Genomic DNA, 14,035 nt, shown 5'->3' on the forward strand with positions numbered 1-14,035 from the left:
TGTCTGATTTTATAGTTATATGATTCGGTTAAACGCCCAATGCCGTATTGAACTTTTCAAGTTTATCCGCAAGCTGCTCCATATCATGCTCAATCTTCTTGTTTGTGATGCGGGCGTAAATCTGTGTCGTTTTGATGTTGGTGTGCCCCAGCATCTTCGATACGCTTTCCATCGGGACGCCCTTACTGAGCGACATCGTCGCAAAGGTGTGCCTTAAGCAATGGAAGGTCAAGTTCTTCTTGATACCGCAAAGGTCGGCTATCTCCTTGAGATAAGAGTTGGTCTTCTGATTGCTCAGAATGGGGAAGAGTTTGCCATCACGATAGGTCTTGTGGTTGTATTTGGCAATGATACTTTTGGGAATATCCAGAAGCAGGACATTCGTCTCCACATTCGTCTTCTGCCGTTTGGTCATAATCCACTGCTTGTCATCCAGCGTAACGATATGTTCGGGGGTAAGATTGGCTACGTCTATGTATGCCAAACCCGTAAAGCAGGAGAAGATGAACATATCCCGCACCAGTTCCAACCGTTGAATACCCAACTCTTTATTGGCAATCTTCAGTATTTCCTCATCTGTGAGAAATCCTCGGGTCACCGGCTCCAAGTGAAAGCGGTGATTCAAGAATGGGTCATGCAGCAACACGCCCAATTTCTGCCCGAAAATCGTAATGGTCTTGAACGTCTTCAGCATCTTTGTGACCGTATTGCCGTTTTGCCCGGCAACGGTACGCAAGTAGAATTCAAAATCGTGGATAGTCATGTAAGTCAGTTCGGACAATTTAATATCCGAGCGACAGTACTTCCCTTTCAGGAAAGCTGCGAAATGCTTCTTGCATACATTGTATTTTTGGAGAGTGGCCGAACTGACGACACCAAGCTCGACTTTCTGCCTGATCTCTTCGTTATGTTTCTCGAAAAGAGGTATCAGGCTGTCCATTTCTTTTTCCTTGCTGAGATACTCTGACTTGATTCGTTCCAAGGACAGGTAATCTGTCATCTCCAACCGCCTGAAAATCGCCTGTAATCCGCTTCGGATATTATCCAACTGTAGATTGATGTCAAGCGTTTCGGTAGTACGCCCCCGCAGGCGTTCCTTTTCGTTGTCCCATAGCGACTGTGAAACGGATATTCCCGTAGATCCCACGGATAGCCGTTCGCTGTTGAGATAGATCCGTAACATGACCGGCGTCTTGCCCTCCTTGTTCACATAGTTGCTTCTTAAATAGAAGACTGCTCTGAAAATTGACTTCATACATCATCTGTTTTTAATTGTAGCCGTGACCGAAAGATTTGTAACCGAAAAAGAGTGATTTTCGGTAGAAATACCTTCGATGGTCATGCTGCAAAGTTCTACATAATTATTTGTATGACAGCAATATACGAGTAATCCAAACGAACTCTCTACGGACTCTTGGCTACAATTTTATTTTTACTCGAAAAAGTGTAGCCATATTGTAGCCATAGGAGAGTATTTTGAGCCTTTCGGCGAACTCTGAGCATACTCTGAAATGTAAGGTTGGTATAAAAGAAAAGTATCATAACTTGTTGAAGTTATGATACTTGCAATTTTCTTAAAGTTTCTCTGATTGATTTTTCAGAGTGCTTAAAGCGGAGAGAGAGGGATTCGAACCCCCGGTACCTCTCGGTACGGCGGTTTTCAAGACCGCTGTAATCGACCACTCTACCATCTCTCCCAATCAAGAGCATTGCTCTCAATTGCGGTGCAAATATAAGTCCTTTTTTCAAACCTGCAACGATTTTGCCTGTTTTCTTCGCCTGAAAGTTTGTTAGGGGTCAAATTGAGCGATGTTTTGGTCTGAGTGCTTTGTGCATTGGATTATTTGTTTACCTTTGTCGCCGTATTGAGAAAGACAATTGCCCGGATGGCGGAATTGGTAGACGCGTTGGTCTCAAACACCAATGAATGCAAATTCGTGCCGGTTCGATCCCGGCTCCGGGCACCCCTCGTCTGAACAATCTTTCTTCCTCCCTTTTCTCTCTCCCTATGATGAATCCGATTAGTATCATCAAGAAGTACTACACTGAGGGAACCAATCAGTATTATATCCTTGTAGAGCATAGTCGCGATGTAGCGGCCATGGCTTTGCGCATTGTAGATAGTCATCCCGAGTGGGATGTGGATCGTGCTTTCGTGGAAGAGGCGGCTATGCTGCATGATATAGGAATATTTCTGACGGACGCCGATGGCATTGGTTGCTTCGGACAGGAGCCCTACATTTTGCACGGCTATCTCGGTGCTAACATCATGCGGGCGGAGGGTTATCCTCGTCATGCACTCGTGTGTGAACGCCATACGGGATCGGGCCTCACGGCAGAGGATATAGCCGAGAGGGGTATCGCACTGCCGCCCGGGATCTATCTCCCCCAAAGCTTAGAAGAGAAAATAGTGTGCTATGCCGATAAATTCTTCTCCAAAACGAAGCTGCATCGTGAGAAAAAGCTCGAAGCCGTAAGACGGGGTATGCTGGCTTATGGCGAGGATAGCCTGCGTCGTTTCGATGAGATGCATGTACTGTTTGGCGATTCGTTCTAAAGGATTATCAAGATAGAAGGATGAAAGACAAATCGAATTTTGCCCTTTATTCGCGTTGCGTCAAAGCCGGTAAGCGCTTCTATTATATAGATGCCAAGCGCGATTCCAAGGGGAATGATTACATGGTTATCACCGAGAGCAATAATGCGGTGGAAGACGGTGGGGCGATGGTGCGCCATAAGGTTTTTCTCTATCGTGAAGACTTTGCCAAGTTCACAGAGGCTTTTCTGGATGTGCTGAAGTCTCTTGAACAAGAAGGCTGTCCTTCGGAGGAGCAGGCTATCAACATCTCTGACATGGAACGCAAACTGACCGACATTGAGGCCGAGATGGTCAATCGGGTCGGCGACGATGTCGAAGCGGAGTCAGACGGTCCACTCAAGATCGACTTCGAGTTTTGAGTTCCGCCCAGTCGGGTTACACCTAATTATATATAGACAAAGAAAAAGCACCTCTCCTCCCGGAGAAGTGCTTCCCTTCGGTATTTCCTATGAAGTCCTACCGACTGCGATCGATTTATCACTTTAATAACGGTTACATCATCATGCCCCAAATGGCTTTTTGGCAAAACAAATGTTGTCACTATTACATGGGCAAAGGTATCGGCGGCTGTACGTTCCCACAATACCGAGTAATAAGTAAAATAGCCCCGCTTGCTACCTAACCGTATGGCAAACGAGACAAATTCCCCTTCTTTTTCCTCTTTTTCCTGTCAGCGGATAGCGCGTGACGGCTGTATGCGGATGGCTCTCTCGAGGGGGAGCATGGCATTGATCAGGAGTATTTCGTCCGATCTCTGCAGATCTTCCATGCGCAGATCCGCTTGATGAACGATGCCGGCTTGGAGAAGGTGTTGGCGTTGAACGCCCTCCAAGAGGGGGCGACGAGGCGTGAGAAGTTGCTCGCCGAAGCGTAAGATGAGGTTGGTGTACGAAGTATCTGTGAGGAGCCCGTCGCGGATGATCAGTACGTCGTCGGCCTCACCTCGTTGGTCGAGGAGCCTTTGGAGAGCCGAACGATCGGCATACTTCAGATGATAATCCAGTTCGGATGGCGCTTCAATGATCCGCAGGGAGTTAATCTCGCGGGGAATGTATGGCGTAAAATCAATCTCCGCTATTCCCTCGACATTGTAGAGGAGGCGACATTTGGTCGTGCCGCTTGTCAGTGCTGACGGACAAAGGTGCGCCAAGTCCGGCAGGGGGGGGAGGGCAAAGCCTTTCTCTCGGGCGGTGCGTTGCATTCGCTGGATGTGCAGCGGGAGAAGAAGAGGATGGCCGTCGCAGATGCAGATGGTTTCGATGTAGCGCATAAATTCGTGTGGGGTCAGAAGGGGAGATATACTTTCTGTTGCGTTTCGTTGTACTCGTCGGCGCATTGACTGTTGATGGTGATGCCGCCACCGCTTCGGAAGAGGTAGCTACCATCGGGGAGCAACTCGATGTAGCGTATGATCACGGCCGAGTCGAAGCTCTCTCCGTCGAAATATCCGAATACGCCGGTGTAGAATCCGCGCTTCTGCCCCTCGGCCTCTCGTATGGCTTCGAGAGTGGCCTCCTTGGGGGCGCCACTGATGGAGCCAGCAGGCAGGAGTTCGCGTAGGATGGAGCCGAAGTCCTGCCGTTTGTCGTTCGGGAGCGTGCCGGTGATCTCCGAACTCATCTGCAGGAGATCGCCCCTGTTGGTGCTCAGCTGGTCCAGATAGCGGAAGCGGGCGACGCGCACGTGTCGGGCAACGCGGCTCAGGTCGTTGCGCAGGAGATCCACGATGGTGTGGTGCTCGGCCGTCTCCTTGTAGTCGGAGAGGAGATACTCAGCCGCATCGGGTAGGGAGGCATCGATGGTACCCTTCATGGGATTGGTGGAGATGAGTCCCTCCTTGTTGATGTGGACGAATCGCTCGGGGCTGAAGCAGACGAATCGGCCGGGCAGTAAGATTTTGTAAGGGGCGTGGCTGCGACGGAATACTTCGTCCGGCCCGATGTTCATCTCGATGGGAGTGGCGATGGTGAGATTGGCCAGAAAGCTGTCGCCACGCATCAGCGCCTGACGGATGCGTTCGAAGCGTCGGGTATAGACCGTGAGCGATTCGGGGGCGGAGGAGAAGGTGACGGGCACAGCCTTTTTGGCCGCGGGTGCAGGGGCGTTGCCGATGCCTCGTACCTCGAATAAGATGTCGTCTTGTGTCAGTGGATCGGGGACGAAGAAGCCTTCGTCCATCTCGAAGTCTATGCCGAAGAGGAACGGTCGGCCGGATCGGCCTGCCTCGTCCATCAGTCTGAAGGTTTCGTTAGCTTGCATATGGCCCAGTGTGTTGCTTCTCGCGGAGGGCAATCGACGCCTCCACAGGCAAATGTAATACCTTTGCCCCACAATGTTACGGATATTAGTACTGGACAATCGCGATTCTTTCGTTTATAACCTCGTGCAGCTCCTGCGCGAGGCTCCTAATTGCCTCCCCGATGTCGTCCGAGGCGATGCCATCCCGTGGGGGCGACTGTCCGATTATCAGGGCATCCTCCTCAGCCCGGGTCCCGGCCTTCCCGAGGAGGCTTGCGGGCTGATGCGGCTCATCGGCGAAGTGGCCGATACGCATCCCCTCTTGGGCGTCTGTCTCGGCCATCAGGCGTTGGCGCAGTATTACGGAGCTCGTATCGGGAGCATGGCGCGCCCTCTTCACGGTCATGCCTCGGGACTGCGGTTGGCCGAATCCGACGAAGCCTTTTGGAGCGGTGTCTCGCCCGACGCCAAGGTAGGGCGTTACCACAGTTGGGTGGTACAGGAGACCGATTGGCCCGAGGTGCTCGTCCCCACTGCTTGGAGCGCGGACGACGGTGTGCTCATGGCCCTGCGCCACAGAGAGCTGCCGCACTACGGTGTCCAGTTCCATCCCGAGAGCATCATCACGGACTGTGGCGAGCAGCTCACACGCAATTGGCTGAACATCGTGGCACGCTGCCGCGAAAGCAACGATCACATCACACATTAATAATATAGGTATGAAATACTTCCAAGAGGCAGATATTGCCGTGACCGTCTGCGACAAGACGGGCAAGATTATCGACATGAACGAGCAGTCCCGCGAGGTGAACCTCCGCCCCGGCCAGGAACTGATAGGCTCCAATGTGCTGGACTGTCATCCGGAGCCGGCGCGTGCTATGCTGGAGGACATGATGCTCAACGAGCGCAAGCACGTCTATACGATCGAAAAGAACGGACGCAAGAAGCTCATCTATCAAATCCCTTGGTACGAAGGGGGCGAGTATATGGGCTTTTTGGAGCTGTCGATGGTAATCCCCTTCGAGATGGAGCACAAGATTCGCACGCCGAAGCCGACGCAAGACTGACCCGGTATTTCTTCGTTTATCGGAGAAAAGACGTGATCAATACAGAAAGACCTCTTAGACACTTGCTCTAAGGGGTCTTTCTGTATATGGTAGATGATGTTCCAAAAGAGAGCAAGGCGGAATTCTTTTCGCTCCGGAAACCAAGAACCTATGGCGCCAAATCCAAACACAAAGTCGCACCAAATATTTTTCGATTTGGCGCATAATTTCCAAAGAAATCACGCCAAAACGAAAAGAAAATCGTGCAAGATTTCGCTTGATTTTGAGGCGTATTCTTGCCGATTTTTGGTGCGTTTCGGAGATAATCTCTCTGATTGATCTCTTCCTGATGTTCCTGAAATACTTTTCCGGTAGCAGTTATCCGTGCTCAAAACTCCGTTAGGTGATAATGTCGTATCATCATTTTTCCGATTTTCTGTAGGGCATGCACTTTTTTATTAGTCTCATCTCTGTAGTGTTTCTGGGGGTTATTCCATTCGCCTATGGTGCGACATCCGTTTTTTTCGGCGGAAAGACTATCTTTGTTGTCATTCTTTGCCGATACACTAAGTTTGCAAGTCGAAAAATATATGAGTCACAGATTTGTCGAATACGAAAGTTTAGATCTGTCCCGTATCAACGAGGAGGTGCTGGCCGATTGGATGCAGCGCCACCTTTTTGAAGAGAGTCTGAAAAGTCGCGAGGGGGCTCCCTCGTTCGTTTTTTATGAGGGCCCGCCCTCGGCCAACGGGATGCCTGGCATTCACCACGTGATGGCGCGTGCCATCAAAGACACCATTTGTCGTTACAAGACGATGAAGGGCTATCGCGTGGACAGAAAGGCCGGATGGGACACCCACGGCTTGCCCGTCGAGTTGGGCGTGGAGAAAAGTCTGGGCATTACCAAGGAAGACATCGGCAAGTCGATCTCCGTGGAGGACTACAACGCAGCTTGTCGCCGCGATGTGATGAAGTTCACCAAGGAGTGGGTAGACCTCACGCACAAGATGGGCTATTGGGTGGATATGGATCGTCCCTACATCACCTACGACAATCACTATATCGAGACGATTTGGTGGTTGCTGGGCGAACTCTACAAGAAAAATCTCCTTTATAAAGGTTATACCATTCAGCCCTATTCGCCGGCTGCCGGTACGGGTTTGAGCACACATGAGCTCAATCAGCCCGGCTGTTACCGCGACGTGAAGGATACGACCTGTGTGGCGCAGTTCAAGATTCTCGACCCGAAACCCGAAATGCAGCAGCATGGCGAGCCTTTTTTCCTGGCTTGGACCACCACTCCGTGGACACTTCCTTCCAATACGGCTCTCTGCGTAGGCCCCGAGATCGCGTATTTGGCAGTCGAGACATTCAATCCCTATAACGGCATTCCCATCACTGCAGTGCTGGCCAAGCCGCTCCTCCACACGCTCTTCAATCCGAAGGGAGAGTGCGAGCAGTTGCCCGCAACATACGATCTTGCGGAGAAGATGCTGCCCTACAGAATCGTAGGGGAGTGGAAAGGCAAGGAACTGGAAGGTATTCGTTACGAACAGTTGATCCCGTGGGTCAATCCGGGCGAAGGAGCTTTCCGCGTAATTTTGGGCGACTTTGTGACAACGGAGGACGGTACCGGTATCGTACACATTGCCCCCACGTTCGGGGCCGATGACGACCGCGTGGCCAAGAAGAACGGTGTGCCGCCACTGATGCTCCGCGACAAGGAAGGCAATATGCGTCCGATGGTGGACCTCACGGGTAAGTATTTCCTGACGACGGATCTGGATCCTGATTTCGTGGAGAAGTGTATGGATCTGCCTCTGTACGATGTATATGCCGGCCGATACGTGAAGAATGCTTACGACGCACAGAAGGCGGAGAAGGACGAAACCCTCGACGTCGAACTCTGTGTCATGTTGAAGATGCAGAACCGCGTCTTCCGCATTGAGAAGATGACGCACAACTATCCTCACTGCTGGCGCACGGACAAGCCCGTGCTCTACTATCCGCTCGATAGCTGGTTTATCCGCACGACGGCTTGCAAGGAGGAAATGATAGCCAATAATCAGAAGATATATTGGAAGCCTGAGAGCACCGGCACCGGCCGATTCGGCAAGTGGCTGGAGAATCTGCAGGACTGGAACCTTTCGCGTAGCCGTTATTGGGGCACACCGCTACCTATTTGGCGCACGGAAGATGGTGCAGAAGAAATATGCATCAGCTCTGTGGAGCAACTATATAACGAGATCGAAAAGGCCGTGAAGGCCGGCATGATGGAACGCAATCCTTGGGCTGGCTTCAAGCCCGGACTATATACGGATGAGAACTATGCCAAGATAGATCTGCATCGTCCTTTTGTGGACGACATCACGCTGTGTTCTCCTTCCGGCATGCCTATGCGTCGTGAGATAGACCTCATAGACGTGTGGTTCGACTCAGGTGCCATGCCCTATGCGCAGATGCACTATCCGTTCGAGAACAAGGAACTCGTGGAGAATGGATCGGTCTTCCCCGCGGACTTTATTGCAGAGGGTGTGGATCAGACGCGTGGTTGGTTCTTCACCCTCCATGCCATTGCCACGATGATTTCCGGTACGAGCTCGTTCAAAGCTGTTGTGTCCAACGGTTTGGTGCTCGACAAGAAGGGCAATAAGATGAGCAAGCGCCTTGGCAATGCCGTTGACCCCTTCGAGACGATCAAGAAGTACGGTTCGGATCCGTTGCGCTGGTATATGATAACCAACTCATCGCCTTGGGATAACCTCAAGTTCGATACCGATGGTGTGGAAGAGGTGCGTCGCAAGTTCTTCGGCACCTTATATAATACGTATCAGTTCTTCGCCCTTTATGCCAATTTGGATGGCTTTACCGGCGAAGAGGTGAGCGTTCCTTTCGAGAAGAGACCCGAGATAGACCGTTGGATCCTATCTGAACTCAATACGCTTATCCGCGAGGTGGACGAGCAGTTGGCCGACTATGAGCCTACGCGTGCGGGACGTGCTGTGAGCGATTTTGTCTCAGAGAACTTGAGTAACTGGTATGTGCGTCTCTGCCGTCGTCGTTTCTGGGCGGGAGAGATGACTGAGGATAAACTCTCGGCCTATCAGACGCTCTACACTTGTCTCCTTACTGTCGCCAAGCTGATGGCCCCCATCAGTCCGTTCTATGCAGATCGGCTGTATCGCGACCTCACGGGCAAGAACGAAAGTGTGCACTTGGCACTCTTCCCCGAGCCTGTGGTAAGTCAGGTGGATAGCGCTCTGGAGCAAAGCATGCAGATGGCGCAACGTATCTCTTCAATGGTACTTGCCCTGCGTCGTAAGGTGAACCTGAAGGTGCGTCAGCCTTTGGCTACTCTGATGATTCCTGCAGTGGATGAAGAGCAGCGTAACTGTATCGAATCTGTGCAGCCGCTGATCCTCAGCGAGGTTAATGTGAAAGAGCTTCGCTTCGTGGATGACAGCATGGGTATTTTGGTCAAGAGGATCAAGCCTGACTTCAAACGCCTTGGCCCGCGCTACGGTAAGGTGATGAAAGCACTTGCCGATGCTGTGACTGCGATGTCGCAAGAAGATATTCGCTCTTTGGAGAAGACAGGATCCTTCCAAATGGAAGTTTCCGGAACCCCCGTTCTACTCGAATTGGCCGATGTGGAAATCATCTCGGAAGATATCCCGGGTTGGTTGGTTGCCAACGAAGGTAACCTCACGGTGGCTCTCGATATTACCGTGACCGATACGCTCCGCAGCGAAGGTTTGGCACGTGAGTTGGTCAACCGCGTTCAGAATATCCGTAAGCAGAGCGGCTTTGAAGTCTCTGACAAGGTCGATGTTCTCTTGCTCTCTAACGATATTATGGACAAGGTTGTGGCTGAGCATCACGACTACATCGCCCAGCAGGTGCAAGCCGAATCGTTGGAGGTGAGTGATGCCATCAGCGACGGAGTGGAATTAGATTTCGATGATTTTGTTCTAAGCATACAAGTAGTTAAACATTAGGAATCAGTACTCCGAGAGAAGGAACGTTTGTCCGATTTTTCTCGGAGTCTATTCCGCTCATGATTCTTTAGATACACAATGGTAGAAAAAACACGCTACTCCGATGAGGAGTTGGAAGAATTCAAACAGATAATTCTGTCCAAACTGGATCAGGCTCGCAAGGACTACGAGCAATTGCGTGCCGGTGTAAGCAATTCCGAAGGCAATGATGTGTCGGACACTTCTCCGACCTTCAAGGTGCTTGAGGAAGGTGCTGCCACCCTGTCGAAAGAAGAGACGGGACGTCTGGCTCAGCGCTTGATGAAGTTCATCCAAAATTTGCAGGCCGCTCTGATTCGTATCGAGAATAAGACATACGGCGTGTGCCGCGAGACGGGTAAGCTCATTCCCAAAGAACGACTCCGTGCCGTTCCTCATGCTACGCTGAGCATCGAGGCCAAAATGAACGAGAAGAAATAGTCCGATGACTTCTTTTTTCTCCCGTCTGTCGCAGGGGAAAGTAGTTGTTGCACTCATTGTCTTGTTATTGGTTATTGACCAAGTCATCAAGATATGGGTGAAGACGACTATGGTATTGGGGCAGTCGCATACGATTACTTCGTGGTTCCAGATATATTTTATTGAGAATCCGGGTATGGCTTTTGGTATTGAATTGGGGAGCAAGCTCTTCCTGAGTCTTTTCCGTATCGTGGTCATGGGATTCTGTATCTATCTGCTCATGCGGTTAGTCCGCAGAAAGGAGCACACTCTCGGCTTCCTTGTATGCCTCTCCATGATTATTGCAGGAGGCCTGGGTAATATCCTCGATTCGATATTCTACGGCGTTATATTTTCTGACAGTCATGGACAGATCGCACAGCTTTTCCCTGCGGGAGGAGGCTATGAGACTTGGTTTCATGGTTGGGTCGTCGATATGTTTTATTTCCCGTTGATTCGTGGAACTTTCCCCTCTTGGCTTCCCTTCTGGGGTGGAGAATCATTTGTCTTTTTTGAACCCATCTTCAACTTTGCCGATGCTTGTGTCTCGGTAGGGCTTGTCCTCTTGCTGAGTTGTTATCCGCGTACGGTGAGTATCCTTCTTGACGGCAAGAAGAAACCGACCGATGAAACTTTGGATCAGTCGGCATCTACAGAAAACGAATGAGACGTTTCTGTGTCATATTATTAGTCGTGAGCTTCGCTTCTCTCCTCTTTTTGGCGAGTTGCGGGCGACGCGATTACAAGCTGATCCCCAAGGACAAGTTTCAGAGCCTGATGGTGGAGCTGTATGTCGCAGATGGGTATTTCGCCAATATTTATGATCCGATCTTGACGGATAGTGTACGCGAGGCTGTATACAACAATTTGTTTGCCAAACATGGTACTACTCGTCGTGATTATGATAGTACGTTGGCATGGTACGGGCGGAACAATCTGGAGGAATATATTACAATCTGTCAAGCAGTTCGTGACGAATTGGAAAGACAGCGAGTGGAATTAGATGGGCAGCTTGTTGCAGAGCACCATCAGCAGCATACAGCAGACATTCCCGACGATTCTTTCTATCAGCTCGACTCCATCAATCTGTTGGTCAGAGATAGCGCACGTTTTTATCACCCCGATCTCTCTTTTCTCAATCGACCTTTCGTAATCAAACCCGCTGAGCCATATGCCGTAGGAAGCCGTTTTGAGTTTGTCACCAGAGTCAGAGGGTTGCAACTCCGTCCCGAGGCTAAGATGGAGATGGCCATTCAGCTTGTTTGTGTGGATAACACATCTGTAATTGAAAGGCGACAGGTGGATAAAGGGCTGAATGTACTCTCGGTCTCAGCTCCTGATTCTTTGGCCGTAGCGTACATATACGGTTATCTGCGTGGCCTTCCGGACTCTACCGGTATGATGACTACAAAGCCGTTTCTAGTCGATAGTTTCTCTTTCCGCAAGTTTGGACGATAGTATTTCTGTATTGTAGCTCTCTTTATTTTTTATAATCCAACTAATGGTCTCAGTGCCCTTGGGAGCTTTTGGTCCAAATATTTAGCCAATAGAAGTGGCAACAACAGCCCTGCAATGAAACTGAGAAGGATAGCTCCGTTCATCATGATCTGTGATAGTTCAAAGCGGTCGTAAAGGACTACACGTAAACCAACTAATACAAACCATGAAAAAATAAAGATGGGATAGCTATATAGTCCTACGTCATAAGCAAGTGAGAGGCGCATCAGCTTCTTACCGGCTTTTGTCGATAATCCATAAATCACGATGATGAATAGCGTGTAAAAAGCCCAGTTCAGAAGATCTAAGACTATTCCTTGAACAGGAAAGAGTAGTCGATAGAATAGTACCAGGTGAAATACAATCAAGATCCATATTGAGATTCGTCGCATAGCTAAGTAATGCGAATAGCGGTAAGCAAGCATCCCTAATATGAAGAAGTGAAGATTGTTGAGTGCCGTGATGATGCATAGTGGGTCCTGTTCGAATTTGACAGGAAGGCATTCCGTGATAAGGAAGAGTAGAATAGCAATACCATAGGAAAGTGTCAGTGTTTGTTTGTTCATCCCGTGCCGGAGGAATAGAAGTGCTATTATGAAAAGAACAAATAGGCATGGTAAGAACCACAAGAATCGGACAGAATTGGTTGCGGGGTAGAGAAAAGAGGATAGAAATCCTAAAATGGATGGTTTTACAGGATTGTATGTATAAGAGTTGAGAATTGCTTTGGGAAGGAAAACAATTGTTCCCAAGAACAAATATGGAAATAAGATTCGTTTGATCTTTTTCTTTAGAATAATTGTTGTTTTTTCGTTCAGATATTTCTTTTCACCAGCTATCCATAGGTAGCCTGCCACAAAAAAAAACAGAGGAACCCCTATGTAGAATTTAGCTACGTAAAAGTCGAACCATTGAGGCAGATTCTCAAATTGATGAGGAGCTGCATGCCATAGGACCAATGATGTGACTGCAAAAAATTGCAGGAAGAGGATGTCGTGACGGTCGGCTTTTCGCATATTATTATAGTGGTATTGGATATCTATTGGGGATCTAAGACGTATTCAACTTCTTTGAACGCGTATCGACGTACTCTGCCATCGGCATGCATTAATAATAATTCTCCTGTCGGTAGTACTTCTTCGATTTTGCCTTCAAATATTCCCTCAGCGTCACGATAGGGGTGATATCCATTTCGTCGATAGAGCCGTTGCATATAGTTGGAGTGCAAGAGAGGGAACGAGCGATTGGCAATATGGCAATAGAGTCGTTGCATCTCATCAATGAGTATATTTCGCACCTCCATGCAGCTTACCTCATGGCCGAGGATGACCCTAAGCGAAATGGGGTTGGGGAGAAAGTCGGGATATTCAGTTTCGTTTATATTCAGTCCGATACCCAATATCGTATTGTCAATGTGCGTACTCGTCAGGTTGTGCTCTATGAGGATGCCGGCTATCTTCTTGTCTTTATAATAGATGTCATTCGGCCATTTGATGCTGAGAAGATCTGCGTCAGATATGTACTGTGACAATGCGTTCAAGACAGAGAGAGCGCACAGTTCTGATAATTCGAACTGTCTGTTGGCCGGCACCATCGCTGGGCGAAGTAAGATTGAAAGGGCGAGATTCAGATGAGCAGTGGCATACCAACTATTACCCCGTTGTCCGCGTCCGGCTGTTTGATGATCAGCACTTACTATCGTCCAGGACGGCAATTGAGGCTCTTGTTTCAGCAGTTCGCTCAAAAAGGTATTGGTACTGGGCGTTTCGGATAGATGGATGAGATTAATACAAGATTTCATCTTTTATTCCATTGAATGGTGGCTGCGTACGTATGTATTTTGGGAGTTTGGACACGATGAGATAGTAGGAATGTCGGATTAGTCGTGCGATCAATTCGACGGGCACATCCGATCCCAAGGAAATGCTATTCCAATGCAGTTTGTTCATATGAAAAGCACCTGTTATTCCTTTGTAGTGCATCCGCAGATAGTCCGATCTGTCAGGATCGCATTTCAGTGCAATGGTTTTCTCTTCCGAGTCCAGCGGTATGAGAGCAAACATCTTTCCTCCCACTTTCATGACCAGTGTTACATCATCGAACGGAAAGCATTCCTCCACTTGGGGCAATGACAAGCATAGTTCCCGAGCTTGCTCTATGTGCATATTTATCTATTTTTG

General features: G+C 49.4%; 14 protein-coding genes and 2 tRNA genes. 9 read left to right on the forward strand and 7 right to left on the reverse strand.

Annotated features, from left to right (window positions below; translation table 11 throughout):
- Positions 1–28 precede the first annotated feature (28 nt).
- Both C7382_RS02190 and C7382_RS02195 read right to left on the reverse strand, forming a co-directional pair.
- Entirely contained in the window at positions 29–1,255 is a 1,227-nt protein-coding gene (locus C7382_RS02190) for a site-specific integrase (RefSeq protein WP_116678682.1), read from the reverse strand.
- A 357-nt stretch (positions 1,256–1,612) separates the two neighbouring features.
- Positions 1,613–1,697, reverse strand: a tRNA-Ser gene (locus C7382_RS02195).
- 183 nt (positions 1,698–1,880) lie between these two features.
- On the opposite strand from C7382_RS02195, the gene C7382_RS02200 reads away from it, so the two are divergent.
- From C7382_RS02200 to C7382_RS02210, 3 genes are all read left to right on the forward strand, one after another.
- A tRNA-Leu gene (locus C7382_RS02200) sits at positions 1,881–1,964 on the forward strand.
- A 44-nt stretch (positions 1,965–2,008) separates the two neighbouring features.
- Entirely contained in the window at positions 2,009–2,557 is a 549-nt protein-coding gene (locus C7382_RS02205; RefSeq protein WP_116678776.1) for an HD domain-containing protein, read from the forward strand.
- A 20-nt stretch (positions 2,558–2,577) separates the two neighbouring features.
- Positions 2,578–2,958 carry a DUF3276 family protein gene (locus tag C7382_RS02210; RefSeq protein ID WP_116678683.1) on the forward strand — a complete coding sequence of 127 codons (381 nt, stop codon included), beginning with the start codon at positions 2,578–2,580 and terminating at the stop codon, positions 2,956–2,958.
- Between the two features lie 311 nt (positions 2,959–3,269).
- On the opposite strand, the gene C7382_RS02215 is transcribed toward C7382_RS02210, so the two are convergent.
- Both C7382_RS02215 and C7382_RS02220 read right to left on the reverse strand, forming a co-directional pair.
- Entirely contained in the window at positions 3,270–3,869 is a 600-nt protein-coding gene (locus tag C7382_RS02215) for an aminotransferase class IV (protein ID WP_116678684.1), read from the reverse strand.
- Positions 3,870–3,883: 14 nt separating this feature from the next.
- The gene (locus C7382_RS02220) at positions 3,884–4,858 is read right to left on the reverse strand and encodes an aminodeoxychorismate synthase component I (protein ID WP_116678685.1); all 975 of its coding nucleotides are present in this window, start codon (positions 4,856–4,858) and stop codon (positions 3,884–3,886) included.
- A 73-nt stretch (positions 4,859–4,931) separates the two neighbouring features.
- On the opposite strand from C7382_RS02220, the gene C7382_RS02225 reads away from it, so the two are divergent.
- From C7382_RS02225 to C7382_RS02250, 6 genes are all read left to right on the forward strand, one after another.
- Positions 4,932–5,546 (forward strand): anthranilate synthase component II, encoded by a 615-nt coding sequence (locus C7382_RS02225; protein WP_116678686.1) that lies wholly within the window; start codon positions 4,932–4,934, stop codon positions 5,544–5,546.
- Between the two features lie 10 nt (positions 5,547–5,556).
- Positions 5,557–5,904, forward strand: a complete 348-nt coding sequence (locus C7382_RS02230; protein WP_116678687.1) for a PAS domain-containing protein — start codon at positions 5,557–5,559, stop codon at positions 5,902–5,904.
- 569 nt (positions 5,905–6,473) lie between these two features.
- A complete protein-coding gene (gene ileS, locus C7382_RS02235) occupies positions 6,474–9,881 on the forward strand; it encodes an isoleucine--tRNA ligase (RefSeq protein WP_116678688.1) in 3,408 nt (1,135 codons plus the stop codon).
- Between the two features lie 78 nt (positions 9,882–9,959).
- Positions 9,960–10,340: a TraR/DksA family transcriptional regulator gene (locus C7382_RS02240; RefSeq protein ID WP_116678689.1), complete on the forward strand. Its 381-nt coding sequence runs from the start codon at positions 9,960–9,962 to the stop codon at positions 10,338–10,340.
- Between the two features lie 4 nt (positions 10,341–10,344).
- Positions 10,345–11,025 (forward strand): lipoprotein signal peptidase, encoded by a 681-nt coding sequence (locus tag C7382_RS02245; RefSeq protein ID WP_116678690.1) that lies wholly within the window; start codon positions 10,345–10,347, stop codon positions 11,023–11,025.
- Positions 11,022–11,816: a DUF4296 domain-containing protein gene (locus C7382_RS02250; RefSeq protein WP_116678691.1), complete on the forward strand. Its 795-nt coding sequence runs from the start codon at positions 11,022–11,024 to the stop codon at positions 11,814–11,816. The genes C7382_RS02245 and C7382_RS02250 overlap by 4 nt, the downstream gene beginning before the upstream one ends.
- A 29-nt stretch (positions 11,817–11,845) precedes the next feature.
- Here the strand turns inward: C7382_RS02250 and C7382_RS02255 are convergent, their stop codons facing one another.
- The 3 genes from C7382_RS02255 to C7382_RS02265 are packed head-to-tail and all read right to left on the reverse strand — an operon-like array spanning position 11,846 to position 14,020.
- Positions 11,846–12,871, reverse strand: coding sequence for an acyltransferase family protein (locus C7382_RS02255; protein ID WP_116678692.1), 1,026 nt, complete (start codon positions 12,869–12,871; stop codon positions 11,846–11,848).
- 23 nt (positions 12,872–12,894) lie between these two features.
- Positions 12,895–13,656 (reverse strand): biotin--[acetyl-CoA-carboxylase] ligase, encoded by a 762-nt coding sequence (locus C7382_RS02260; protein WP_116678693.1) that lies wholly within the window; start codon positions 13,654–13,656, stop codon positions 12,895–12,897.
- Positions 13,640–14,020, reverse strand: a complete 381-nt coding sequence (locus tag C7382_RS02265) for an MmcQ/YjbR family DNA-binding protein (protein WP_116678694.1) — start codon at positions 14,018–14,020, stop codon at positions 13,640–13,642. The genes C7382_RS02260 and C7382_RS02265 overlap by 17 nt, the downstream gene beginning before the upstream one ends.
- Positions 14,021–14,035 lie beyond the last annotated feature (15 nt).

Source organism: Porphyromonas loveana, assembly GCF_003096695.1.
In the GTDB taxonomy this organism is placed as follows: Bacteria; Bacteroidota; Bacteroidia; order Bacteroidales; family Porphyromonadaceae; genus Porphyromonas; species Porphyromonas loveana.

Bases quoted from the DNA above. Each gene is read 5' to 3' on its own strand.
- C7382_RS02190 (WP_116678682.1), bottom strand. From the start codon at position 1,255: ATGAAGTCAATTTTCAGAGCAGTCTTCTATTTAAGAAGCAACTATGTG.
- C7382_RS02205 (WP_116678776.1), top strand. From the start codon at position 2,009: ATGATGAATCCGATTAGTATCATCAAGAAGTACTACACTGAGGGAACC.
- C7382_RS02210 (WP_116678683.1), top strand. From the start codon at position 2,578: ATGAAAGACAAATCGAATTTTGCCCTTTATTCGCGTTGCGTCAAAGCC.
- C7382_RS02215 (WP_116678684.1), bottom strand. From the start codon at position 3,869: ATGCGCTACATCGAAACCATCTGCATCTGCGACGGCCATCCTCTTCTT.
- C7382_RS02220 (WP_116678685.1), bottom strand. From the start codon at position 4,858: ATGCAAGCTAACGAAACCTTCAGACTGATGGACGAGGCAGGCCGATCC.
- C7382_RS02225 (WP_116678686.1), top strand. From the start codon at position 4,932: ATGTTACGGATATTAGTACTGGACAATCGCGATTCTTTCGTTTATAAC.
- C7382_RS02230 (WP_116678687.1), top strand. From the start codon at position 5,557: ATGAAATACTTCCAAGAGGCAGATATTGCCGTGACCGTCTGCGACAAG.
- ileS (WP_116678688.1), top strand. From the start codon at position 6,474: ATGAGTCACAGATTTGTCGAATACGAAAGTTTAGATCTGTCCCGTATC.
- C7382_RS02240 (WP_116678689.1), top strand. From the start codon at position 9,960: ATGGTAGAAAAAACACGCTACTCCGATGAGGAGTTGGAAGAATTCAAA.
- C7382_RS02245 (WP_116678690.1), top strand. From the start codon at position 10,345: ATGACTTCTTTTTTCTCCCGTCTGTCGCAGGGGAAAGTAGTTGTTGCA.
- C7382_RS02250 (WP_116678691.1), top strand. From the start codon at position 11,022: ATGAGACGTTTCTGTGTCATATTATTAGTCGTGAGCTTCGCTTCTCTC.
- C7382_RS02255 (WP_116678692.1), bottom strand. From the start codon at position 12,871: ATGCGAAAAGCCGACCGTCACGACATCCTCTTCCTGCAATTTTTTGCA.
- C7382_RS02260 (WP_116678693.1), bottom strand. From the start codon at position 13,656: ATGAAATCTTGTATTAATCTCATCCATCTATCCGAAACGCCCAGTACC.
- C7382_RS02265 (WP_116678694.1), bottom strand. From the start codon at position 14,020: ATGCACATAGAGCAAGCTCGGGAACTATGCTTGTCATTGCCCCAAGTG.